This is a genomic window from Pseudonocardia petroleophila, assembly GCF_014235185.1.
GTDB lineage: Bacteria > Actinomycetota > Actinomycetes > Mycobacteriales > Pseudonocardiaceae > Pseudonocardia > Pseudonocardia petroleophila.
The window spans coordinates 3,613,512-3,635,621 of sequence record NZ_CP060131.1 but is presented as its reverse complement, the minus strand read 5'-3'; the positions used below and the strand labels follow the sequence as shown (position 1 = coordinate 3,635,621).

The window sequence follows — 22,110 nt, the reverse complement described above, 5'->3', positions numbered from 1 at the left end:
CGCCAGGACGTAGAACGACGCTCGGCCCGGTCCCTCACCCCGAGGAGCCGGGCCGTTCGGCGTCTCGGGCCTACTCGGGCGCGCCGTCCCCGGCGCCCGGCAGGGAGCCGCCGGACTCGGTGAGCTCCCGGAGTCGTTCCTCCACGATCCGCTCCACGTCGGCCGAGCTCGGGCCCTCCACCTCCACGATCACGCTCGGCGGCGCCTCCGGCGCGGCGTCGGCGGCCACGTCGCGGACGAACGCAGCCAGTGTGAGCAGGACGCCGAGCACCACGAACACGCCGTTGGGCGTGCGCAGGAACCGACCGAGTTGGACGAACATCGGTGCCTGGTCCTCCACCCGCCGCGCGATCCGCTCGGCGGAAGCGGACTCGCGTAAGCCATCGAGCAGCAGGGCCACCACAGCCTCCAGGTCCGCCCGCGTGACGCCCGGCGGGTGGACGGCCTCGGCGACCGCGCGCACCGTCGACACGGTCACCGAGTCGACCACCGCGACGACGTCCACGATCTCCACGCGATGCTCAACCACGGCCACCAACCTCCCCGATCTCGGGTGCCGGGCTGGGTAGCGCCGCGCCGGACTCGGTGAGCTCCTGAAGCCGTTCCTCCACGATCCGCTCCACGTCCTCGGTGCTCGGCGCGTCCACCTCCACAACCACGCTCGGCGGGTCGTCCGGCGCCACCATGTCGACCACGGGCGGGATGAGCGCCAGGAGCGCGATCACCACCGTGATCACGAACGCCAGGCCCTCGGGACTGCCGATGTACGGGATCAGCCGCGCGAACATCGGCGCCTGGGCCTCCATCCGCCGCGCGGCGCGCTCGTGGGCCGCGTCCAGGCGGATCCCGCGGAGGACGTCCAGGAGATCGACGTAGTCCGCGCGGGTCACGCCCGGCGGGTGCACGGCCTCGGCGACCGCCTGGACGATCGTCGCGTGGCCGAACGCCTCGGCGGACGGGATGCCCTCCGTACGGATCACGTGCATGACGCTGGCGTGGCCGAACGCCTCGGCCGAGGGGATGCCCGTGGGGCGGATCGTGGTCACGCCCCGATCCTCCTCCGCGGCCCCGACAGTTCCGGCAGGCGCCGCTGCGCGGCGCGGACGAACGGGTCGGTGTCACCGAGCTCCAGGGCCGCGATCATCTCGGCCTGGGCCAGGCGTGGTCGTTGCGCTCGGCGCCATTGATCACGACATCACGACGCCTTGCGCCGGGGACCCGGGCGGCCCGGACGAGGTGCGCCCGCTGGGCCGGCGTGGTCCCTGCCCGCACCGCCCACCCGTCCGCGGTGAGCTCGGCATCGGTCAGGCACTCCACGGTGACCGGGCAGTCCGCGCAGACCCCACGGGCACGCTCGACGCGGCGGGCGCGTCCACCGTGCTGCCCGCCGACCAGATGCCGTCCATGATCCACGCCTCGGCCTCCTGCCCGTGGCACGCACCGCGCGTAGTCCACCCGAGGCCCCCGCGCTCAGGTAACGCGAGATGCCCGGGGCGGGAGGACCCCCCTCCGACCGCCCGTCGCCGCGCATCGCGCTGGCCGACAGCGTGCCGAAACTCGGCTGCGCGGATGAGAATCGGCGCGGCGGCCAGCAACTCCCCTGCCTGTCGTAGCTGTACTTCGTAGCTGTACGACGGCAAAGGCCCGGTTCGAAGATCTCGAACCGAGCCTCTGACCTGCGTGGGCGATACTGGGATCGAACCAGTGACCTCTTCGGTGTGAACGAAGCGCTCTCCCCCTGAGCTAATCGCCCGAGCCGTGCAGAACTCTACACGTCAGAAGAACGGGCTCTGCAGCCAGGTCCATCCTCCGAGCCCCACCCAGCCGGCCACCAGGTACAGGGCGTTGAGCAGGTAGAGCGTGGCGAGCACAATCAGGCCGGTGCCGGCCAGGACGGTCATGCGGACGACGACGGACTGGCGGCCCAGCCACTCCGTCCATGCGTCGTACTTGCCGCGCGCGTAGCGCAGCACCCGCTTCGCCCAGGCGAACTCGCTGGCGAGGATCGCGAGGCCGGCGAAGACGATGAGCCAGCCGGGGCCCGGGTACGGGATCGCGATGATCCCGAGCGCCAGGACGATCGTGCCGACGACGCCCACGCCGACGCGGTACGTCGTGCGCAGCGCGGGGTTCTCGTCGATCCGGGCGCGGAGACCGGGCGTCCCCGACTTCTCGGTACTGCTCACACATCCACCTGCCCGCTCGCGACGACCACGGTCGGCGAGGCGGGTGCGACGCGACCGGGTTCGAGCGAGATCGCGTACTGCGTGAAGTCCTCCGCCTCGCCCGCCGAGCCTACCGTCCGCAGGCCCTGGTCGGCCGCGTCGACGTCGAACGTGCCGAGCGGCACGGGGGCGGCGGCGTCGGGCCGGATGCCCCACAGCACGTAGGTGTGGTCGTCGGAGTTGGCCGCGAGGCCCAGCGTGTAGACCTGCCGCTCCCCCGCCGCCAGCAGGACGGCCGCGACGGTGGAGTCGTCGGCCGAGGCGAGCAGCGCGTGCCGGGCGCCGGGCTGGTCGAGCCGGGAGATGAACTCGGACAGGCCCTGCGCCTGGGCCGACTCCGCGTCGCGCTGCTGCTCCAGCTGGTTCGCGCGCACCGCGAGGCCGCCGACGGACACGGCGGCGACGACGACCAGCGCCGCCGCGACGAGCTGCCGGCCGCGGCTGCTCAGCCAGGACGGGCGACGGTGGCCGGACCGGTCCTCCTCGTCGAGGCGGTGGCGGCGGCCGTCGGCCGGGAACGCCGGTGCGGGCACGGGGACCGGTCGGGGCTCCTCGTCCTGGGGCTGGTCGTTCCGGGGCTGCAGGACGGGGCGCTGCTCGGTGGAGGCGACCGCGGACATCAGGCGGTCGCGCAGGGCGGGCGGCGGATCCGCGGCCGCGACGACGCCCCCGAGCGCGGAGAGGACCTCCTCGGCCTCGGTCACCGCGGTGCGGCACGCGGCACAGTGCGGCAGGTGCAGCAGCACCGCCATCTCCTCGTCGGGCTCCAGGGCGTGCAGCGCCCACCCGACCGCCTGCTGGGTCAACGGACAGTCCTGTGGAGTCGTCATCGGGCACCACCGAAGTCGGTGGCGAACTCACCGAGCAACGGGCCGAGCACGCTCCGCAACCGCTGCACGCCGGTGAACATGCGGGACTTGACGGTGCCGAGCGGCACGCCGGTCAGGGCCGCGACCTCACGCTGCGTGTAGCCCCCGTAGTAGGCGAGCGCGAGCGCCTGGCGCTGCTCGGCCGGGAGACGGCCGAGCGCGTCGCGCACTTGACCAGCGACGACCTTGCCGAGCGCGGCCTGGTCGGCTCCGGGTCCGGGCGGGGCCGACCACTCGTCGCCGTCCTCGGCGGCCGGCACGGTGCGCCGGCGGATCGAGCTCTCGCGGCGCACGGCGTCGACGGACTTGTGGTGCACCAGCGTCAGGAGCCAGGTCCCGAAGGCCCCGCGCTCGGGGTCGAAGCGCCGCGGGTCGCGCCAGAAGGCCAGGAAGACCTCCTGCACGACGTCCTCGGCGATGCCGTCGTCGGCGCAGATGCGGCGGGCCAGCGAGTAGGCAGGCCGGCCGTAGCGGTCGTAGAGCGCGCCGAGGGCGGTCTGATCACCGTCGACGATGCGTCGGACGAGCAGTTCATCGGCCGGGTCGTGGGCGCGGGCCGACGCGGAGCGCGACCGCCTCCCGGCCGGGCCCGGTGCATCGGCGACTTCGGCCACCAGCGGGATCCTCACGTCTGCTTCTTCGCTGCGGCGCAGCGATCGGTTCAGATTAGTGCCAGCGGGGCCACCGAGCGCATCTCCGTCCCCTGCGGAGCGTCACCATTGGCCCGTAGGAGTGAGGACGTACCGGCATCCGGGCGGACTCTGTCCCTCGACCCGTCACATCTTGGCGACACGGTCGTTTTTCCCTCTGACGAGCCACGCGGGACCACGAAAGAGGACGCACGATGCGCGACGAGCACACGGTCATCTGCTCACCGGCGGTGTTCGAGCTGATCACCGATGACGCCCCTGCGGTGCGCGTCAAGGTCGATCTGACTTACCACAGCCGCGATCCCTTCGCCGTCCAGGCGTCGTTCCGCACCGGTCACGGTAGCGCGGTCGACTGGGTGTTCGCCCGGGACCTGCTGCACGACGGGCTCATCACGCCGTCCGGCAGCGGGGACGTCCGGGTGCGCCCCGTCGCCCACGACCCGAACCGGGTGCAGCTGGAGCTCTCCTCCCCGTCCGGGCACGCGGTGTTCACCACGTGCGCCCAGACGCTCGGGGAGTTCCTGCACCGGACCTTCGACGCGGTGCCCCCCGGGCGCGAGTACTCCTGGCTCGACTTCGAGTCGGCCCTCTCGGAGCTCCTCCACAACGACCCCGCGCGCGACTGATCGCAGGTCGGAGGGCCTTCGCCGGCAACGAGGGGGTGGGTGTGGAACCCCCCGGAAGCCTGCGCTAAGGTTTACTCACAACGCGGTGAACAACCGCGACATGCGGACGTAGCGCAGTGGTAGCGCATCACCTTGCCAAGGTGAGGGTCGCGGGTTCGAATCCCGTCGTCCGCTCGGAGGAACCTCGGGTCCGCTCGGACCTCCAGGATCAGGTCCCAGCTCCATGGATCTGGCGGTGTGGCCGAGTGGCTTAGGCAAGGGCCTGCAAAGCCCTGTACGCGGGTTCGATTCCCGCCACCGCCTCGGGCGATTAGCTCAGTGGGAGAGCGCTTCCTTGACACGGAAGAGGTCACAAGTTCAATCCTTGTATCGCCCACCACGTAAGGCCTGGTCAGCGCCCCAGCTGGGGATCCTGACCAGGCCTTCTTGGCGTTCTGGGGACCTCTGAGGACCTGACTCCTCGACGCGGGAAGACGCGGTTCATCGCGGTGGATCCGTCGTCGATGACGGGCCGCAGTTGCTTGCGATGCACGGACTCGGTGACCGTCGACCCGCCGGAAGTCCCGCGCAACCTGCGCCCACTCGGCGTCGGTCAGCACCCGATCCGCGGCGGCGACCGCGCGGAGCAGTGCCACACGTCACCGCGCTTGCCCTGGTCATCGGACTCGGCGAGACCGGCGGCGATCGCCGGGGCGCGCAGCGCCCGGATCATCGGGCCCGACTCCAGATCGAACCCACCCGGACCGGACTGCGCCGGCTGCCACGCCGCGTCCCGCCCGTCCCAGCTCGCGATCACCCGCGGGCGCACGTGCTCGACCACGCTGCCGTCGGGTCCGAGGCATCGCTCCGGGCACGCCTCGCTGCCCGTGAACCGTCCGCCCACGCGCCGCGCCGCCGCAGCGATACCTCTGCCACGACGGCGCGGTTCCTACTGGGCGGTGTAGCCGCCGTCGACGACGATCTCGGCGCCGGTCACGTACCGGGCGTCGTCCGAGGCCAGGTAGAGCGCGGCCTGGGCGATGTCGTTCGGCTCCCCGACCTGGCCCATCGGGATGCCGTCGAGGAGGACCTTGAACGCCTCCGGGTTCTTCGCCTCGACCGGCGCGACGATGTCGGTGCCGATGATGCCGGGGCACACCGCGTTGCAGCGGATGCCGTCGCGCGCGGTCTCCAGGGCGACGACCTTCGTGAGGCTCCGGATCCCGCCCTTGCTCGACCCGTAGGGCGAGCTGTACCGCATCCCGACCACGCCGGAGATCGAGGCGATGTTCACGATCGCGCCGCCGCGACCGCTGCGCTTCATCTCGATCACGGCGTGCTTGCACCCCAGCCACGCACCGGTGAGGTTCGTGTCGACGACCGCGCGGTAGGTCTCGAAGCTCATCTGGTCGATCGGGTCGCGGCGGGTGATCCCCGCGTTGTTGACCAGGATGTCGACCGCGCCGAACGCCGAGCGGGCCGCCTCGAAGGTGGCGATCCACTCCTCCTCCGACGACACGTTCTGCTGCGCCGTCTCCACGCGCGCACCCGCCGGGAACTCCCCGGCCCGCTCCTTCACCTCGGGGGCGACGTCGGTCAGGAGGATCGCGGCGCCCTCCGCGGCGAACAGGCGGGCGGTGGCGAACCCCAGGCCGCCGGGGGACGCACCGCCCGTCACGATGGCCACCTTGCCGGCGAGCCGGCCCGTCGGCTCAGCCACTGATGTCCTCCCAGACCCGCTTGCCGCCGTCCTGGCCGACCCGGCCCCAGCGCAGCCCGGAGAAGTGCCCGCCGGCGACCGGGAGCTTCTCGTCCCAGAGGCGCTTGCGGTAGTGGTCGACCGCGGCGTTGGCGCGGTCGTGGTCGGTGTGGCTGATGAAGTTCCACGACCCGAGCTCGTTGTCCTGGAGGAACTCGGGCTCGGCGTGCACCAGGTCGCCCACCATGAGGCCCTTCTCCCCCGCCGAGCGCAGCTCGAGCACGACCTGCCCGGGCGTGTGCCCGCTCCCGTCGAGCGCGACCACGCCGGGCAGCAGCTCGACCTCGTCGGAGCCGTCGAAGAACTCGATCTGGTTCACGATCGGCTTCAGCCGGTGCGCCGGCGCGTCGTTCTCCGGGTAGCAGAAGGAGGCCGAGAGCTCCAGCTTCTCGATGCTCTTCTCGACGTCGGCATCGGAGAAGGAGAAGTCGGGTCCGAGGAACCAGTCCCAGTCACGCCGGTCGACGTGGTAGGTCGCGTCGGGGAAGGTCGGCCTCCCGTCGACGCTGGCCCAGCCGATGTGGTCGAAGTGCAGGTGGGTGAAGACCACGTCGGTGACGTCGGCGCGCTTCAGACCGGTCGACGCGAACGCCGCACGGAACCCGCCACCGGCGAAGGGGAACTTGGGCATGGGGCCGGAGCCCCCGTCGACCACGATCACCCGGTCGCCGGCCCGGACCAGGTACCCGCCGAGGGTGTTGAGGTGCAGGCACTGGTGGAAGACCGGCTCGAGCAGGTCGTCGTAGGGCTCCCAGTCGGACTCCTTCAGGTTGGGGTAGAAGGCCGTGCCGGGCACGACCGCCTCCCCGTCGATCAACGGGGTGATCTCGATGTCGCCGATGCGCATCGTCGCGCTCCTTCACTGGTGGTGAACCGGGGACGGCACGGCGCCGTCACCCCATGTGGAAGCCGCCGTTGACGTCGACGACCGTGCCGGTCATGTAGCCCGCGCCCGGGGTGCAGAGGAACGCCACCACCGCGGCGACGTCCTGCGGAGTGCCGAGCCGGCCCAGCGGGCAGTAGCCGCCGTCGTACCCCTTGCCCGCGATCATGTCGGTGTCGACGGCCCCGGGGGCGACGGCGTTGGCCGCGACCCCGTTGACCGCCTCCGTGCGGGCCAGCCACTTGACCATCGCGTGCACCGCCCCCTTGCTCGCGACGTACTGCGGACCGGACGCGACACCCCCGACCTCCCCCGCCGCCGAACCGAGGCAGACGACCCGGCCGCCCCCGTCGCGGCGCAGGGCGGGCAGAGCGGCCCGGATCGTCCAGAGCGCGCCCTTGACGTTCACCCCGAGGACGCGGTCCATCTCGGCGTCGGCCATGTCGACGATGGGGATCGGCTCGCCGTACACCCCGGCCGAGGTCACCAGCACGTCGATCCGCGGGAGCGCGCCGAGCGCCTGCCCGACGGTGTCCCGGTCGGTCACGTCGAGCACCGCGGCCGATGCCTCGCCGCCCAGCGCGCGCACGGCGTCCGCAGTCGCACCGGGTTCGGCGAGGTCGTAGAGCACCAGTTCGGCACCGGCCCGGGCCAGTTCCAGGGCGACCGCTGCCCCGATGCCCTTGGCGGCACCGGTCACGACGGCGACCTGCCCCCGCAGCACCTCCGGGTGCAGGACCCCGGCCGGGGCGGGCCCGGTGCTCACGACGCCGCCCGGGGGTCGGGCACGACACGTCGCCCCAGTGCCTCGAGTGCCTCGATCGCGTCGCGGACCATGCCCGGCACGAACTCGGCGACGTGGATGAGGCCGGTGATCGCGCTGCTCACGTTGCCCGCGGGGAGGATCCCGTCGTCGACCAGGCCGTCGCGCTGCGCGCGGATCAGGCGGTCGTCCTTCCACGCCGTCAGCTCGACGTGGTCCATGGTGCCGGCCGCGACGATCTCCGCCAGATCGTCGACGCCCTTGCTCCGCAACGCGCGTGACGGCCCGTAGACGGCGGAGAAGGTGATGTCGTCGCCCTCGCCCGCGTCGATGATCCGCTGGGCGAAGGCCGGGTGCCAGTCGGTGTTGTCGTGGCTGGCCACGAACCGGGTGCCCAGCGCGACGGCGTCGGCTCCCAGTGCGAGCGCGGCGGCCATCGTCGCGCCGTCGTGGATCCCACCGGCGAGGACCACCGGGAGGTCGACGGCGGCGACGACGTTGGGGCCCAGCACGAACGTGTGCACGGGACGGGCGTGGGTGTGCCCGCCCGCCTCGAACCCGGACGCGACGATCACGTCGACGCCGTCCTCCTGCGCCCGCACGGCCTGCCGGGTGCCGCCGACCTTGTGGGCGTGGATCAGGCCGCTGCCGGCGACGAGGTCCCGCACGACCGCGGGCGCGCCCGCCGACGTGGTGATCACGCGGAGCCGTCGGGCGATCTCCGGGTCGCGCACCGCGTCGACGACGGCGCCGACGTAGGCGGCGCTGAAGGGCAGCACCTCGCCGTTCTCCGCCCGGCCGACCGGCACGTTGACGGCGAAGGGCCTGTCGGTGAGCCCGCAGGTCTCCTCGATGTAGCCACGCAGGATCGCGGCACCCGTGGTGGGCTCTTCGGAGATCCCGGGGATGCTCACGGTGCCGAGCCCGCCCGCGTTCGACACCGCCGCGGCGAGGCGGACCGTCTTGTACGGCCCGAGCCCCTCCTGCACGACCGGGTAGCGGATGCCGACGAGGTCGGCGAACCGGCTGGAGAGGGTGCGGCTCATGCCGTGGCTCCTCGCCGCAGCGCACCGAGGGTCGTGACGCCGTCGGCGTCGGCGACCGTCAGCCCCTCGATGCGCTCGCGCATCGCTGCGGCCATCTTGCTCCGCTTCGCCGGGGTCCGCGGCACCTCGTCGACGAGGACGTAGAGGCGGGGGCGCTTCCAGCGCTCGAGCGCGGCGATGCAGTGCGCGTCGAGCAGGTCGCGCACCGACTTCTCGCTCAGTCCCCCGCTGATCTGCACGAACGCCGCGGGCACCTCACCGAACCGCTCGTGCGCGACGCCGACGCAGCCCGCGTCGACGACGTCCGGGTGGGCCCGCAGCACCTCGTCGACCTCGAGCAGCGACAGCTTCTCGCCGCCGGAGTTGATGATGTCGTCGACCCGGCCGCGGATGAACCACCAGCCTCCCGCGTCGCGGTAGGCGCGGTCGCGGGTGTGCAGGAAGCCCTCGTCGTCGAACGCCTCGGCGGTGCGTTCGGGATCGCCGAAGTACCCGGGCGTCACGACGTCTCCGGAGATGCACACCTCGCCCTCGACGTCGTCGCCCTCGATCGTCTGCCCGGTGAACGGGTCCTTGAGCACCGCCGTGACGAAGCCCTTGCTCGGCCGGCCCGAGGAGCCGGCCGGCACGGTCGTCTCGTCGCCGTAGTAGAGCGAGGGGCCGAGCACGCACACCGGCATCGCTTCGGTCAGGCCGTACATGTTGCCGACCTGCGCGCCCTTGCCCAGCAGGGCGTCGCGCACGTCGGCGGGCACCGGTTCGCCGGCGACGTAGGTGCGGAAACCGGTCAGGTCGACCTCGGGCCAGCGGGGGTGGCGCATGAGGTCCCGCGCCATCGTCGGGATGATCCAGTACGCCCAGTTGGGCCGCTGGTCGACGAGGATCCCGATGACGCGGTCGACGTCCCAGCCGTTGCTCCACAGGATGGTGCCGCCGGCCATGACCATCCGGACCGAGTCGTGGATGCCGCCGCTGTGGTACATCCCCACCAGCGACAGGTTGCGCGCGCTGCTGGTGATCCCGCCCAGGAAGACCGCACCCCAGGCCGAGTTGCCCAGGGTCCCGTGGGTGAACGTCACGCCCTTGGACGTGCCCGACGTGCCCGAGGTGAAGTTGATCGCCGCGACGTCGTCGGCGTTGCGCGGCGTGATCCGCAGCTCGTCCGACGCGTCCGCGAGCAGCTCGTCCAGGACGGGCAGGCCGTGCTCGGAGCCGGTCGTGACCAGTACCGTCCCGACACCCGACTCGGCGGCGAGCCGGCGCCCCAGCTCGACGTGCTCCGGCGCGACGATCGCCACCTTCGCCCGGCAGTGGCGCGCGTCGCCGAGCGGTTTCGCCGGGTTCAGCCTGTAGTTGAGTCCGCTGAAGGCGGCGCCCAGTTTCAGGGCCGCATAGAACGTGGCGACGTGCAGGTGGTGGTCGGGCATCGCCGAGACCACCACGTCGTCCTCTCTCACCCCGTGGGCGGCGAGGACGTTGCCGATGCGGTTCGACAGCGCCCGCAGCTCGCGGTAGGTGACGGCGGTGCCGTCCGCATCCACGACGACGTGCTTGTCCGGGTACTCCCAGCAACTGCGTTCCAACCACCAGGCGAGGTTCATCGTCAGCGGCCCTTCCAGACCGGTGCGCGCTTCTCCGTGAACGCGGCCGGGCCCTCCTGGCCGTCCTCGCTGAGGTAGACCTTCTCGTAGATCCGGTCACCGGTGTCCAGCGCCGCGGTCCAGCCCATCTCGGCCGACGCGTACACCAGCGCCTTGGCCGCCCGCACCGACAGCGGGGCGTTGGCGGCGATGGTGGCGGCGAGCTTCTGGGTCTCGACGACCAGGTCCGCGGCCGGGACGACCTTGTTGACGAGGCCGAGCTCGTAGGCGCGCTGCGCGCTGATGGGGTCGCCGGTCATCAGCAGCTCCATCGCCACCCGCGGCGGCATCAGCCAGGACAGCGGGGCGGCCCACGGCGACCCGCGGCCGACCTTGGACTCGGTGATCGCGAACCTCGCGTGCTCGGCGGCGACGACCAGGTCGACCTGCTGGGCGAGCAGGAACCCGCCCGCGTAGGCGACACCGTTGACGGCGGCGATCACCGGCTTGTCGACCTTGAGCGTGCGCCCCAGGTAGACCATGAAGTCCCGCGGCGGGATGCGCAGCGAGGTGTCGGCCATCTCCTTGAGGTCGCCCCCTGCGCAGAACGCCTTGTCGCCGGCGCCGGTCAGGACGGCGACGGCCGCGTCGTCGTCGGCGTTGAACCGCACGAACGCCGCGCGGATGCCGTCGCGTGCCGCCTCGTTCAGGGCGTTGCGGGCCTCGGGCCGGTTGATCGTGATCCAGGCGACCTGTTCGCGGACCTCGTAGAGAACGGCTTCGGTGCCGTCGGACATGGGGCTGACTCCCGTCGAGAGGTCTAGATGCGGAGGACGCCACCGGGCGTCCGGACGATCGGCGCGCACAGCGATGCGGACAGCGCCATGCCGAGCGTGTTGCGCGTGTCGGTCGGGTCGATGAGCCCGTCGTCCCGGATCTCCGAGGTGAGGTGGAACGGGCTGGAGGTGCGGTCGAAGTACTCGCCGACCTCGCTCTGGATCGCGGCCAGCTCGTCGGGGGCGGGCTCGCGTCCCTGCCGTTTCAGGCTCGCGACGCGTACCTGGGTCAGGGTCTTGACGGCCTGGTCCGCGCCCATCGTGGCGGAGCGGGAGTTGGGCCAGGAGAAGAGGAACCGCGGACTCCAGGCACGGCCGGCCATCGCGTAGTTCCCCGCTCCCTGCGAGGCGTTCACCAGCAACGAGATCTTCGGGACGGTGACGTTCGCCTGCACCATCAGCATCTTGGCGCCGTCCTTGGTGATGCCGCGGCGCTCGTACTCCCGGCCCACCATGAAGCCGGTGACGTTGTGCAGGAACAACAGCGGGACGCCGTCCCGGTCGCAGAGCTGCATGAACTGCGTCGCCTTGTTGGCCGCCTCGCTGAACAGCACGCCGTTGTTGCCGAGGATCCCGACCTTGATGCCCCAGATGTGGGCCCAGCCGGTGACGAGGGTGTCCCCGTAGTCGGGCTTGAACTCGAGGAACATGCTGCCGTCGACGACGCGGGCGATCACCTCGCGCATGTCGAACTGCTTCTTGATGTCGTCCGGGATGATCCCGTACAGCTCCTCCGGGTCGTAGAACGGATCCTCCGGCGTGCGGATGTCCGCGCGCGCCTTGTCGGGCTTGGCCCAGGTCCCCACGACCTCGCGCGCCAGCGCGATGGCCTCCTCCTCGGTGTCCACCGCGTAGTCCGCCACGCCGGAGACCGAGGTGTGCATGTCCGCCCCGCCCAGCTCCTCCGCGGAGACCTCCTCCCCGGTGGCCGCCTTGACCAGGGGTGGGCCGCCGAGGAACACGTATCCGCTGCCCCGGACCATGATCGTCTGGTCGCACAGGGTGGGCATGTACGCCCCGCCCGCCGTGCAGTGCCCCAGCACGACGGCGACCTGGGGGATCCCCAGGCCCGACAGCAGGCACTGGTTGTGGAAGGTGTAGCCGCCGAGTGCGTACAGCTCGTCCTGCAGGGGCAGGTAGGCGCCGCCCGAGTCGATCAGGTGCACGACCGGCAGGCGGTTCTCCCTGGCGATGTCCAGTGCACGGATGATCTTCTTCGTGGACAGCGGGTACCAGGAACCGCCCTTGAGCGAGCTGTCCCCCGCGACCACCATCACCTCACGGCCGTTGACGATCCCGATCCCGGTCACGATCAGCCCCTGCGGGGCGTCGCCGCCGTAGGCCTGCGAGGCGGCCAGCGGAGAGAGCTCCAGGAACGGCGTGCCCGGGTCCAGCAGCAGCCGCAGGCGCACCCGGACGGTCAGCTTGTTCTGCTCCGCGAGGCGGTCCAGTGCCCGCTGCGGACGTTGCTCGCGGGCCACGTACAGCGCGTCCTGCAGCTGCTTCGCCAGCCCCAGGTTGTGCTCGCGGTTGGTGCGGTAGACGTCCGAGCTCGTGTCGACCTGCGAGACGATGCGCCTCATGCCGGGCCCCCTTCCGGATCGTCGTCGTTCTCCAGGGGTTCGAGCGCGACCAGGGGCGCGCCCTGGCCGAAGCTGTCGCCGACCTCGACCATGACCCGGGCGACGCGGCCGTCCCGCCACGCGGTGATCTCGCTGTGCAGCTTCATGCTCTCGATGACCGCGAGCTGCTGACCGGCCACGACGTCGTCGCCCGGCTGCACCGACAGGGACACCAGGACCCCCGGCATGGGAGCGGTCGCGGCGTCGGACCCCTGTACGGCTCGCAGGGACCGCTCCACCGGGTCGGTGACCTCGAGGGTCCAGGACCGCCCGAAGGCGTGCACGTGGACCTGGTCGCGCTCGGTCACCACCCAGACGCTCTCGGTCCTCCCCTCGACGGTCAGCTGGACGGCCCCGTTGCCGGACCCGACGCGGGCCGCGCAGGAGACGCCGTCGATCCACAGCGTGGCGGTCTCGCCGCTGCGGGTCATCCGGACCTCGCGCGGTTCCGCCCCGTCGAGGGCGACGAGCAGGCTCATGGTCGCCACTCCCCGGCGGACGCGTGCGCGGCAGGCACGTCGTGACGCGTGTCGAAACGCGGGCTGTGCAGCGCCGCCGCCGCGACGAGCAGCCGCTCGGCGTCGGCGTCGGCCCTGACCGGCTCGGTCAGGCCGGGATGTTCGTCGAGGAAGCTCGTGTGCGTCTCACCCGCGGCGAAGGCCGGGTGCTCGACGACGTCGGCGAGGAACGCCGTGTTCGTGATGGTGCCCAGCAGCACGGTCTCGCGCAGGGCCCGGGAGGTGTTCGTGATCGCCTCGGCGCGCGTCGCGCCGTACCCGACGACCTTGGCGATCATCGGATCGAACGCCGAGGTCACCTCGTCGCCCTGACGCACCCCGTGGTCGACCCGCACCCCCGGGCCCGACGGGAAGCGGACCAGTCGCAGCGGACCGACGGCGGGGATGAAGCCGTGGTAGGCGTCCTCGGCGTAGACCCGGCACTCGATCGCACTCCCGGTGAACCGCACGTCGTCCTGCGTGAACGACAGCTTCTCCCCGGAGGCGACGCGCAGCTGCTCGGCGACGATGTCGACCCCGGTGACCAGCTCGGTCACCGGGTGCTCCACCTGCAGCCGGGTGTTCATCTCGAGGAAGTAGCCGTTGCCTCCCCTGTCGACCACCATCTCCACCGTGCCGGCCGAGGTGTAGCCGACCTTGCGGGCCAGCGCGACGGCGGCGCTGCCGAACTCCTCGCGCATGCGGTCGTCGACGAACGGCGAGGGCGCCTCCTCCACCACCTTCTGGTAGCGGCGCTGGATGGAGCACTCGCGCTCGCCGAGGTGCACGACATTGCCGTGCGAGTCCGCCAGCACCTGGATCTCGATGTGCCGGGGCCGGTCGACGTAGCGCTCGACGAACAGCCTGCCGTCGCCGAAGCTCGCGACCGCCTCGGCGCTGGACTGGGAGAACGCCTCCCGGCACTGCTCGGGGGTCCGGGCGATCCGCATGCCCTTGCCCCCGCCACCGGCGCTGGCCTTGAGCAGCACCGGGTAGCCGATCCGCGCCGCCTCGGTCAGCGCGTCGTCCACGTCGGACAGGGCGCCCTCCGAACCGGGGAGCGTGGGTACCCCCGCGATGGTCGCGAGCCGCTTGGACTCGATCTTGTCGCCCATGGCCCGGATGGCATCGGGCGGCGGTCCGACGAACGTGACCCCGGCGGCCTCGACGGCCTCGGCGAAGGCGGCGCGCTCGGACAGGAAGCCGTAGCCGGGGTGCACCGCCTCGGCACCCGACGCCTCGCAGGCGGCGACCACGGCCGCCGCGTCGAGGTAGGCGGCGACGGGGGTCGGTCCGAACAGCTCGACGGCCTCGTCGGCGTCGCGCACGAAGCGGCTCCCGGCGTCGACGGCGTGGTGCACCGCCACGCTGCGGATCCCCAGTTCACGCAGAGTGCGCATGATCCGCACCGCGATCTCCCCGCGGTTGGCGACCAGGACCTTGCCCGGCAGGCTCATGCGATCACCCCGTCCCGCGTCCACTCGGTCGGGACGACGACCGGCATCGTCAGGAGCATCGCGGCGTACGACTTGCCCTGCGGGTCGTAGCGCAGCGTCGACGTTCCGCCGGTGCCGCCCAGCACCCCGTCGAGGACGATGTTGATCCCGTCGAGCCCCGGGACGGCCCACCGTCGCACCCCGTCGGGCTCCAGGTGCGCGAAGTGCTCGGCGACCCGGGCGGCGGTGACCTGGTCGCGGACGACCGACGCGAACTCGGGCCGCCGGGCGAGCAACCCGATGTTGGCGAGGTCGCCCTTGTCCCCGCTGCGGCCGTAGGCGATGGCGCCGAGCGGGACTGAGGTACCCGTCGGCGTGGTGTCCTCGTCCGCCAGCTGGGGGGTACCGGTCGCTGCACCCGGATCGCCGTGCGCGATCTCGACGTCGAAGGCCCGCCCGCCCGCATCGGGGTCGCCGAGCAGGACCCGGACCGGTGTCCCGGCCTTGTCCACGAGCAGGTGGTGCACCGCGATCGACGGCGCGACGCGCGGCCGCCCGGCGAACACCCCGGTCATGCCCTGGGCGACGAGGGCGAAGGAGACGAACTCGACCGAGAAGATCTCCAGAGCCGCCCGGGCGGGGTGCCGCACGCCGATCTTCACGACGGCCTCGGTCGCGGCGTCGTCGCGCTCCCGGCCCATCACGTCCCCGGCCCCGACGACCTCGATCGACGACTCGGTCAGCGGCTCGAACCCGGAGTCGGCGATCAGCCGCTGGGTGCGGGTGACCAGCGCCTCCGCCATCCGACGCGCCTTACCCGCTGCGCCGGCACCGGCGAACATCGCGGTGGTCAGGGCGCGGTACCCGTCCACGCTCGTCGCGGTCACCTTGTAGGTCGTGGTGGGCGCGGACCCGCGGGCGCCCACGACGCGGACGCGGTCCTGTCCGTCCTGGGTGAGCACGACGTCGCGCCAGTCGCAGACGACGTCGGCCATCAGGTACGCACCGGGGTCCCCGATCTCGTAGAGGACCTGCTCCCCCACCGTCGCCGGTGTGACGAGCCCTCCCGTGCCCCGCGGCTTGCTGATCACAGCGGTCCCGTCGGGCCGGCACTGCGCCACCGGGTAGCCCATCCGCTCCCAGCCCGGCACCGACGCCCAGTCCGTCGAGTTGCCACCTGTGGCCTGGGGCCCGCACTCGAGGATGTGCCCGACGAGCGTGCCGGCCGCCAGCAGGTCGTACTCGTCGTCCTTCCAGCCGAACTCGTGCATCAGGGGGCCCAGGACGACCGCGGCGTCCACGCATCGCCCCGCGATGACGATGTCCGCGCCGGCGGCGAGGGCCGCGGCGACCGGGCGGGCACCGAGGTAGGCGTTGAGCGAACCCGGCTGCGCGGGGAGCGGCTCCCCCGTGAACATGTCCGTCGGCGACCCGGCACGGATCTCGGCGAGTCGCGGCATCAGGTCGTCGCCCTCGACGGCCGCGACCGTCAGGCGCACCCCCGCCTCGGCGACCGCCGCACGCATCGCCTTCGCGGCGGCGGCCGGGTTCAGCGCACCGGCGTTGGTGACGACCTTGATGCCCCGCTCGGCGATCTGCGGCAGGACCGGGGCGACCGTGGCCACGAAGTCCGCGATGAAACCTCCGTCGGCATCCTTGGCGCGCGCTCGGGCGAGCAGCGCCATCGTGATCTCGGAGAGGTAGTCGGCGACCAGGTAGTCGACCTCGGCACCGTCGAGGATGTCGTGGATCGCGGCCGTGGTGTCACCCCAGAACGCGGCGAAGCATCCGATGCGCACGTCGTCCTTCATCGATCTCCTCCCGACGGGTGGCCCGGCGGCCGGCCCGCGGTCGAGCGGAACGTCCGGCCCGTCGCGGACGACGAGCTTAGTGAACATTCGTTGACTAGGCGGACGGTAGCGGTGCTCGGATCCCGTGTAAAGGTCCGGCCCGACGCCTGGCCGAGGCGTCAGGCGCGCGCCGTCCCGGCCGCGATCGCCGACCACACCCCGGGTCCGGGGTCGTCCGCGCAGTGGACGGTGAGCCCGTCCGCCAGCCCGGCCCATCGATCCTGCAGTGCCGACGCCACGTCATCGGGCCCTGCGACGACGGCGAACGTGTGGAGCACCTCGTCGTCGATCAGGTCGCCCATGTCCTGCCAGCGGCCCGCGCACGACAGCACGTGCAGACGGTCGTGCAGCTCGCCCCAGCCGTGCACCTCGAGCACGGGGCGGTACGCGGGAGTGGAGGCGTAGAAGGCGAGGCGGTCGCGGGTGGCCCGGGCGACCCGGGCGGTGGCCGCCGCGTCGGCACCGGTGACGACGAGCGGCATCCCGGACACGGTGAAGTCGCGGATCCCGGAGCGGGCTCGCCCCCGCGCCACGGCGGGCAGCGTGTGCGTCCGCAGCGAGTCGACGCTGGTCAACGGGCCGCAGAGGAAGCCGTCGGCGACCTCGCCGGCCGTCTCGGTCATGCGCTGCCCCACCCCGGCGAGCAGCACCGCGGGTGGCCCGAAGCCGTTCGGGCCCGGATCGAAGAACGGGGTCATCAAGGTGTGGGAGAAGAACTCGCCTCGGAAGTCGAGCTCGGCACCGTCGTTCCAGCACGCCCAGATCGCGCGCAGCGCCAGCACGTACTCGCGCATGCGGTCGGCCGGACGCGACCACGGCATGCCGAACCGCCGGGTCACATGGGGGCGGACCTGCGACCCCAGACCCAGCAGCAACCGCCTCCGCTGATCCTCTGCAGGTCGTGGGCGGACTGGGCGAGTGTCATGGGACTGCGGGCGAAGGCGATCGCCACCCCGGTGCCCAGACGGACCTCGCGGGTCTCGCCCGCCGCCAGCGCGAGCACCAGGAACGGGTCGCGGACGGTCTCGGTGACCCACGCGCAGCCGTACCCGGCACGTTCGATCTCTGCCGCTGCGCCGGCTGCGGACTCGGGGTCGAGCACGGTGTCGAGGCGCATCGAGGGTCGGACTCCGGTGATCGGGTGTTGACTTGGTCGGGCAAGCTAGCCAGGGTCCCGTGGTCAGCACAAGGGCGGCGCAGGTGAACGCGCCTGCGGCACCGGGGATGCGCACCTCGCAGCGGCTGCACCGGGTGAGCGGGCGACCACGGCTACGCTGACGAACCGGGGCGACACCACTCGAGCTCCGACGGGGGTTGCGGGACGGGGAGGGGACAGGACGGTGCCGAAGGCGGGTGGGCGGATCCGGGACCCCGAGCGCAGGGAACGCATACTCGGCGCGGCGGCGGACCTGATCGCGCAGCACGGGTTCCTCGGCGTGAACCTGACCGACATCGGAGCGGCCGCCGGCATCGTCGGGTCCGGCATCTACCGGCACTTCCCCAGCAAGTCCGCCATCCTCGTCGAGATGTTCGACCGGGTCGTCGACCGTCTGGTCGTCGACGCCGAGGGCGCACTGCGCTCCTCCGGTGACCCGCGCGCCACGCTGGCCTCCCTCGTCGACGGCCAGGTGCGCTTCACGCTCACCGAGCGCCGTCTGTGCCAGGTCTACCTGCAGGAATCCCGCAACGTGCCGGAGCAGGACCTCCGCCGCCTGAGGTGGAAGCAGCGGCACTACATCGATCTCTGGCAGGACGTCCTGACCGATGTCCGACCGGAACTCAGCGCCGCCGAGGCCAAGATCCGGGTGCACGCGGCCATCTCGGTCATCCACTCCTGCCTGCGCTACCGCATCGAGATCGCGGAGTCGGAGCTGGCCGTCTTCCTCTCGACCGCGGCGGAGCGCGCACTGGGCGTCGACGTGGCCGGTCCCCGCATCCAGCACTCCACCGACGAGAGCCCGAGCGCGACCGGCTGACCTGCGTCCGGGCGCGGTCGGTGCGACCGGCATCCCGGCCCGTACCGACGGAGCGTCCCCGGATCGCCTCGGTTGCGGAGTCGGTCTTGTGCTTTACACCACTTGCACCGTCCGCTAGCTTCACCACGCTAGTGAATGGTTAGCAACTGCAGCGCTGGACGGTCCGCTCCGTCGGCGCATGTGCACCGCCCGCCGTCGATCGGCGGGCCGCCCCTTCGTCGTGGAAGGACGCCTGTGCTCGACTACGTGCGGGACGCGATCACCCTCGGTGGGGTCTACCTGCTGTTCGGGCTCGGTCTGACCCTGTCCTGGGGCGTGCTCAACGTCCTCAACCTCGCGCACGGCAACGTGCTCGTCGCGGCGGCCCTGACCGGCTACCTGCTCACCACGGGCGGAGCCGTGCTGCCGATCGCGGTCCTCCTGCCGGTGTGCATGGCCGTCGGGGCGGTGCTGGGGTTGGCACTGGAGACGCTGGTGTTCCGGCCGATCCGGGCCCGGGCCCGTTCGGAGGACAGTGCGGCCCTCGCCATCCTCATCGGCAGCATCGCCGCGGGCGCCGTGCTGCACGCGCTCGCCACCGACATCACCGGCGGGCGGGTCCGGGTGATCGACCCGCGCTCGTTCGCGATCGAGATCTACCCCCTGTTCGGGACCACGGTCTCCAATCTGCAGCTGCTCATCGTGGGCCTGTCCCTCGCGATCGGCGTGGCGCTGGCCCTGTTCGTCACGCGCACCCGGCAGGGCCGGGCGCTGCGCGCGCTGGCCTACGACCGGCAGACCTGCGGCCTGCTCGGCATCTCCACCGACCGCCTCGCGCTCACGACCATGGCCATCGCGGGGGCACTGGCCGGGGCGGGCGGACTCCTGCTGGCCCTCTACATCGGGTCCGTCGAGGCGAGCATGACCGACTCGCTCCTGCTCAAGGCGTTCGCGGTCATCATCATCGGTGGGGTCGGGAGCGTGTACGGCGCCATCGCCGGGGCGTTCCTCATCGCCGCCGCCGAGGTCGCCACCGTCGTGCTGCTCGGCTCCGGGGCGCGCGACGCCGTGGTCTTCGCCGTGATCCTGCTCCTGCTGCTGCTCCGGCCGCAGGGACTGTTCGCCCGCACCGCCTGGCAGCGCGCATGAGCACCTACGAGCCCCTCGTGCAGAACGCTCTGGTGCTGGCTCTGCTGGCGTTCAGCATCCACGTCGCCGTCCGGGCCGGGGCGTTCTCCGTCACCGGCGTGGCCTGTTACGGCACGGGCGCCTACACCGCCGGTGCCCTCGCGATCAACGACGTGCCGGTGCCGCTCGCGGTGCTCGCCGCCGTCGCGCAGGCCGCGGTCCTCGGTCTGGTGCTGGCACTGGTGCTCGGTCGCCTGCACAGCCTCTACCTGGCCATGGCCACGTTCGCGTTCGTGCTGCTCGTGCAGGTGCTGGCGCTGGAGTGGGAGTCCGTCACCGGAGGCGCGCTCGGGCTGCTCGGCATCCCGGTCGGCATCACCACGCCGGCGCTGCTCGCGATCACCGCGATCTGCGCGCTGGGCGTCGCGCTGCTGGAGCGGGGCCGCTCCGGGCGGATGCTCGAGGTCCTGCGCCTCGACGACCAGCTCGCCGGCAGCCTCGGCATCCCCGTGGTGCGCAACCGGCGCGCCGCGCTGGTGCTCAGTGCCGCGCTCGGCGGGCTGTCCGGGGCCTGCAGCGCCCTGCTGTTCAGCGTCTTCACCCCGGACCAGATCTCGTTCTCCCTCATCGTCGACGCGCTCACGATGATCGTCATCGGCGGCACCGCCGCCTGGTACGGCCCGGTGATCGGCGCGGCCGTCGTGGCATCGCTGCCCGAGGTGTTCGCGTTCGCCGGTTCCTACCGGCCGGCGCTGCAGGCCGCGATCGTCGTCGTCCTCGTGATCTACGCGCCGGACGGGGCGGTGGGGCTCGTCCGGGCCGTCACGAGCCGGGTGCGGCGAGCCCGGCGTCCGGCCGAGGCGACGCAGCCCGTCCCCGAGGAGGTGCCGTCATGACCGGCCGGCTCGACGTCCACGACCTGCGTGTGTGGTTCGGCGGGGTGAAGGCCGTCGACGGCATCTCCCTGACGGTGAGCCCCGGGAAGGTGCACGGTGTCGTCGGGCCCAACGGGTCGGGCAAGACCACGCTGGTGAACGCGGTCTCCGGGGTGCAGCCCCTCACCGGCGGCCGCCTCGAGCTCGACGGCGCCGACCTCACCGGGTCACCCGCGCACGTCGTCAGCCGGGCCGGGATCGCCCGCACCTTCCAGTCGATCAAGCTCATCCCCACCCTCACGGTGCGGGAGAACGTGCTGCTGGGCGCCGACGGGCTGACCCCGGACGCGGCAGCCGGACGCGACGTCTTCGGCCGGGCGGCCCGCCGCCGCGCCGCGACCGCCGCCGCGCGGTCCGCGGACGAGGCCCTGGAGCGCCTGGAGATCGCGCACCTGGCCGACCGCGCCCCGGACGAGCTCTCCTACGGCACGCGGCGCCGGATCGAGATCGCCAGGGCACTGGCCGCACGACCGACGCTGCTGCTGCTCGACGAGCCGCTGGCGGGGATGAGCCGGGGCGAGCGGGCCGAGGTGGCCGGGGTGATCCGCCGCCTGGGCGACGAGGGCCTGACGCTGTTCGTCGTCGAGCACGATCTGCGCACCCTGCTCGGCATCTGCGACCACCTGTTCGTCATGAACTTCGGCCGCCTCATCGCCGAGGGACCGCCCCGGGAGACCGCGGCCGGGCCCGAGGTGCAGGAGGCCTACCTGGGGAGGTCCCGTGGCGCTGCTTGAGGTGCGCGGTCTGGTCGTGCGCTACGGCCAGCTCACCGCGGTGCACGGCATCGACGTCGACGTGCAGGAGGGCGAGGTCGCCGTCCTGCTCGGGGCGAACGGCGCGGGCAAGAGCTCCACGCTGAACGCCCTGAGCGGTGTCGTGCCGGCCGCGGCGGGCACGGTCACGTTCCGCGGAACACCCATCACGAACCGCCGCCCGCACGTCGTCGCGCGGGCCGGCCTCGTCCAGGTCGCGGAGGGACGGCGGATCATCGCCCCGCTCACCGTCCGCGAGAACCTGGAGCTGGGCGCCTACCCGGTGCGCTCCCGGGCCCGGCGGGCCGAGCTCGCCGCGCAGGTCGCCGACCTGTTCCCCGAGCTCACCGCACTGGCCGACCGGCCGGGTGGGCTGCTCAGCGGCGGCGAGCAGCAGATGCTCGCCTTCGGCAGGGCACTGATGGCCGACCCCGTCGCGATGATGCTGGACGAGCCGTCGATGGGGCTCGCCCCGATCGTCGTCGACCGGGTTGTCGACGCGATCCGGGAGATCGCGGCGCGCGGGATGTCAGTCCTCATGGTCGAGCAGAACGCCGCCGCGGCCCTCGACCTGGCCCACACCGCCTACGTGCTCGAACAGGGCGAGATCACCCTGTCCGGCCCGGCCGACCAGGTCCGCGACGACCCGCTGGTGCTGCGCGCCTTCCTGGGCGTCGAGACCACACCCACCACCCCCGAACCCGCCTGATCCCCATCTC

At 72.2% G+C, this 22,110-nt stretch carries 23 protein-coding genes, 4 tRNA genes and 1 pseudogene; 9 read left to right on the top strand and 19 right to left on the bottom strand.

The annotated features are described in order from the left end of the window. Window positions 1-70: 70 nt before the first annotated feature. From H6H00_RS18170 to H6H00_RS18140, 7 genes are all read right to left on the bottom strand, one after another. Window positions 71-514, bottom strand: coding sequence for a hypothetical protein (locus H6H00_RS18170; RefSeq protein ID WP_185716946.1), 444 nt, complete (start codon window positions 512-514; stop codon window positions 71-73). Between the two features lie 7 nt (window positions 515-521). Then, window positions 522-1,046 carry a hypothetical protein gene (locus H6H00_RS18165; protein ID WP_185716945.1) on the bottom strand — a complete coding sequence of 175 codons (525 nt, stop codon included), beginning with the start codon at window positions 1,044-1,046 and terminating at the stop codon, window positions 522-524. Between the two features lie 94 nt (window positions 1,047-1,140). After that, on the bottom strand, window positions 1,141-1,413 hold the full coding sequence (locus H6H00_RS18160) for a WhiB family transcriptional regulator (protein WP_185716944.1): 273 nt from the start codon (window positions 1,411-1,413) through the stop codon (window positions 1,141-1,143). Window positions 1,414-1,681: 268 nt separating this feature from the next. Beyond that, window positions 1,682-1,753 (bottom strand) — tRNA-Val (locus H6H00_RS18155). A gap of 22 nt (window positions 1,754-1,775) precedes the next feature. After that, window positions 1,776-2,186 (bottom strand): TIGR02611 family protein, encoded by a 411-nt coding sequence (locus H6H00_RS18150; RefSeq protein ID WP_185716943.1) that lies wholly within the window; start codon window positions 2,184-2,186, stop codon window positions 1,776-1,778. Then, on the bottom strand, window positions 2,183-3,031 hold the full coding sequence (locus H6H00_RS18145) for an anti-sigma factor (protein ID WP_185716942.1): 849 nt from the start codon (window positions 3,029-3,031) through the stop codon (window positions 2,183-2,185). The genes H6H00_RS18150 and H6H00_RS18145 overlap by 4 nt, the downstream gene beginning before the upstream one ends. Before the next feature lie 20 nt (window positions 3,032-3,051). Next, window positions 3,052-3,723 carry an RNA polymerase sigma factor gene (locus tag H6H00_RS18140; RefSeq protein WP_255425243.1) on the bottom strand — a complete coding sequence of 224 codons (672 nt, stop codon included), beginning with the start codon at window positions 3,721-3,723 and terminating at the stop codon, window positions 3,052-3,054. A gap of 215 nt (window positions 3,724-3,938) precedes the next feature. Here H6H00_RS18140 and H6H00_RS18135 point away from each other — a divergent pair, with 215 nt between their 5' ends. From H6H00_RS18135 to H6H00_RS18120, 4 genes are all read left to right on the top strand, one after another. Further along, window positions 3,939-4,370 (top strand): SsgA family sporulation/cell division regulator, encoded by a 432-nt coding sequence (locus H6H00_RS18135; protein WP_185716941.1) that lies wholly within the window; start codon window positions 3,939-3,941, stop codon window positions 4,368-4,370. A 102-nt stretch (window positions 4,371-4,472) separates the two neighbouring features. Next, window positions 4,473-4,544 (top strand) — tRNA-Gly (locus tag H6H00_RS18130). Window positions 4,545-4,601: 57 nt separating this feature from the next. Continuing rightward, a tRNA-Cys gene (locus H6H00_RS18125) sits at window positions 4,602-4,673 on the top strand. A gap of 1 nt (window position 4,674) precedes the next feature. Further along, window positions 4,675-4,749: transfer RNA gene (locus tag H6H00_RS18120), tRNA-Val, on the top strand. 213 nt (window positions 4,750-4,962) lie between these two features. Here H6H00_RS18120 and H6H00_RS18115 read toward each other — a convergent pair. The 12 genes and pseudogenes from H6H00_RS18115 to H6H00_RS18060 all read right to left on the bottom strand — a co-directional run bounded on the left by H6H00_RS18115 (window position 4,963) and on the right by H6H00_RS18060 (window position 17,738). Next, window positions 4,963-5,190, bottom strand: coding sequence for a hypothetical protein (locus H6H00_RS18115; RefSeq protein ID WP_185716940.1), 228 nt, complete (start codon window positions 5,188-5,190; stop codon window positions 4,963-4,965). A 108-nt stretch (window positions 5,191-5,298) separates the two neighbouring features. Next, window positions 5,299-6,069, bottom strand: a complete 771-nt coding sequence (locus H6H00_RS18110) for an SDR family NAD(P)-dependent oxidoreductase (protein ID WP_185716939.1) — start codon at window positions 6,067-6,069, stop codon at window positions 5,299-5,301. Next, window positions 6,062-6,955 (bottom strand): MBL fold metallo-hydrolase, encoded by an 894-nt coding sequence (locus H6H00_RS18105; RefSeq protein ID WP_185716938.1) that lies wholly within the window; start codon window positions 6,953-6,955, stop codon window positions 6,062-6,064. Before H6H00_RS18105 ends, H6H00_RS18110 begins: the two co-directional genes overlap by 8 nt. Before the next feature lie 46 nt (window positions 6,956-7,001). Next, complete coding sequence (locus H6H00_RS18100; protein ID WP_255425242.1) at window positions 7,002-7,757, bottom strand: SDR family NAD(P)-dependent oxidoreductase; 756 nt, start codon at window positions 7,755-7,757, stop codon at window positions 7,002-7,004. Continuing rightward, the gene (locus H6H00_RS18095) at window positions 7,754-8,800 is read right to left on the bottom strand and encodes an NAD(P)H-dependent flavin oxidoreductase (RefSeq protein ID WP_185716937.1); all 1,047 of its coding nucleotides are present in this window, start codon (window positions 8,798-8,800) and stop codon (window positions 7,754-7,756) included. Before H6H00_RS18095 ends, H6H00_RS18100 begins: the two co-directional genes overlap by 4 nt. After that, window positions 8,797-10,401 carry a class I adenylate-forming enzyme family protein gene (locus H6H00_RS18090; RefSeq protein WP_185716936.1) on the bottom strand — a complete coding sequence of 535 codons (1,605 nt, stop codon included), beginning with the start codon at window positions 10,399-10,401 and terminating at the stop codon, window positions 8,797-8,799. The genes H6H00_RS18095 and H6H00_RS18090 overlap by 4 nt, the downstream gene beginning before the upstream one ends. A 2-nt stretch (window positions 10,402-10,403) precedes the next feature. After that, a complete protein-coding gene (locus H6H00_RS18085) occupies window positions 10,404-11,177 on the bottom strand; it encodes an enoyl-CoA hydratase/isomerase family protein (RefSeq protein ID WP_185716935.1) in 774 nt (257 codons plus the stop codon). A 23-nt stretch (window positions 11,178-11,200) separates the two neighbouring features. Next, window positions 11,201-12,799, bottom strand: coding sequence for an acyl-CoA carboxylase subunit beta (locus tag H6H00_RS18080; protein WP_185716934.1), 1,599 nt, complete (start codon window positions 12,797-12,799; stop codon window positions 11,201-11,203). Further along, on the bottom strand, window positions 12,796-13,317 hold the full coding sequence (locus H6H00_RS18075) for an acyl-CoA carboxylase biotin carboxyl carrier protein subunit (RefSeq protein ID WP_185716933.1): 522 nt from the start codon (window positions 13,315-13,317) through the stop codon (window positions 12,796-12,798). The genes H6H00_RS18080 and H6H00_RS18075 overlap by 4 nt, the downstream gene beginning before the upstream one ends. Beyond that, the gene (locus H6H00_RS18070) at window positions 13,314-14,792 is read right to left on the bottom strand and encodes an acetyl-CoA carboxylase biotin carboxylase subunit (RefSeq protein WP_185716932.1); all 1,479 of its coding nucleotides are present in this window, start codon (window positions 14,790-14,792) and stop codon (window positions 13,314-13,316) included. The genes H6H00_RS18075 and H6H00_RS18070 overlap by 4 nt, the downstream gene beginning before the upstream one ends. Next, window positions 14,789-16,582: an acyclic terpene utilization AtuA family protein gene (locus H6H00_RS18065; protein ID WP_185716931.1), complete on the bottom strand. Its 1,794-nt coding sequence runs from the start codon at window positions 16,580-16,582 to the stop codon at window positions 14,789-14,791. Before H6H00_RS18065 ends, H6H00_RS18070 begins: the two co-directional genes overlap by 4 nt. Before the next feature lie 158 nt (window positions 16,583-16,740). After that, window positions 16,741-17,738 (bottom strand): annotated as a pseudogene (locus H6H00_RS18060) (TIGR03617 family F420-dependent LLM class oxidoreductase). A 223-nt stretch (window positions 17,739-17,961) separates the two neighbouring features. Here H6H00_RS18060 and H6H00_RS18055 point away from each other — a divergent pair. The 5 genes from H6H00_RS18055 to H6H00_RS18035 all read left to right on the top strand — a co-directional run bounded on the left by H6H00_RS18055 (window position 17,962) and on the right by H6H00_RS18035 (window position 22,100). Further along, on the top strand, window positions 17,962-18,597 hold the full coding sequence (locus tag H6H00_RS18055; RefSeq protein ID WP_185716930.1) for a TetR/AcrR family transcriptional regulator: 636 nt from the start codon (window positions 17,962-17,964) through the stop codon (window positions 18,595-18,597). A gap of 234 nt (window positions 18,598-18,831) precedes the next feature. After that, entirely contained in the window at window positions 18,832-19,725 is an 894-nt protein-coding gene (locus tag H6H00_RS18050) for a branched-chain amino acid ABC transporter permease (RefSeq protein ID WP_185716929.1), read from the top strand. Further along, entirely contained in the window at window positions 19,722-20,600 is an 879-nt protein-coding gene (locus H6H00_RS18045) for a branched-chain amino acid ABC transporter permease (RefSeq protein ID WP_185716928.1), read from the top strand. Before H6H00_RS18050 ends, H6H00_RS18045 begins: the two co-directional genes overlap by 4 nt. Next, window positions 20,597-21,373 carry an ABC transporter ATP-binding protein gene (locus H6H00_RS18040; protein ID WP_185716927.1) on the top strand — a complete coding sequence of 259 codons (777 nt, stop codon included), beginning with the start codon at window positions 20,597-20,599 and terminating at the stop codon, window positions 21,371-21,373. Before H6H00_RS18045 ends, H6H00_RS18040 begins: the two co-directional genes overlap by 4 nt. Beyond that, window positions 21,360-22,100: an ABC transporter ATP-binding protein gene (locus H6H00_RS18035; protein WP_255425241.1), complete on the top strand. Its 741-nt coding sequence runs from the start codon at window positions 21,360-21,362 to the stop codon at window positions 22,098-22,100. Before H6H00_RS18040 ends, H6H00_RS18035 begins: the two co-directional genes overlap by 14 nt. Window positions 22,101-22,110 lie beyond the last annotated feature (10 nt).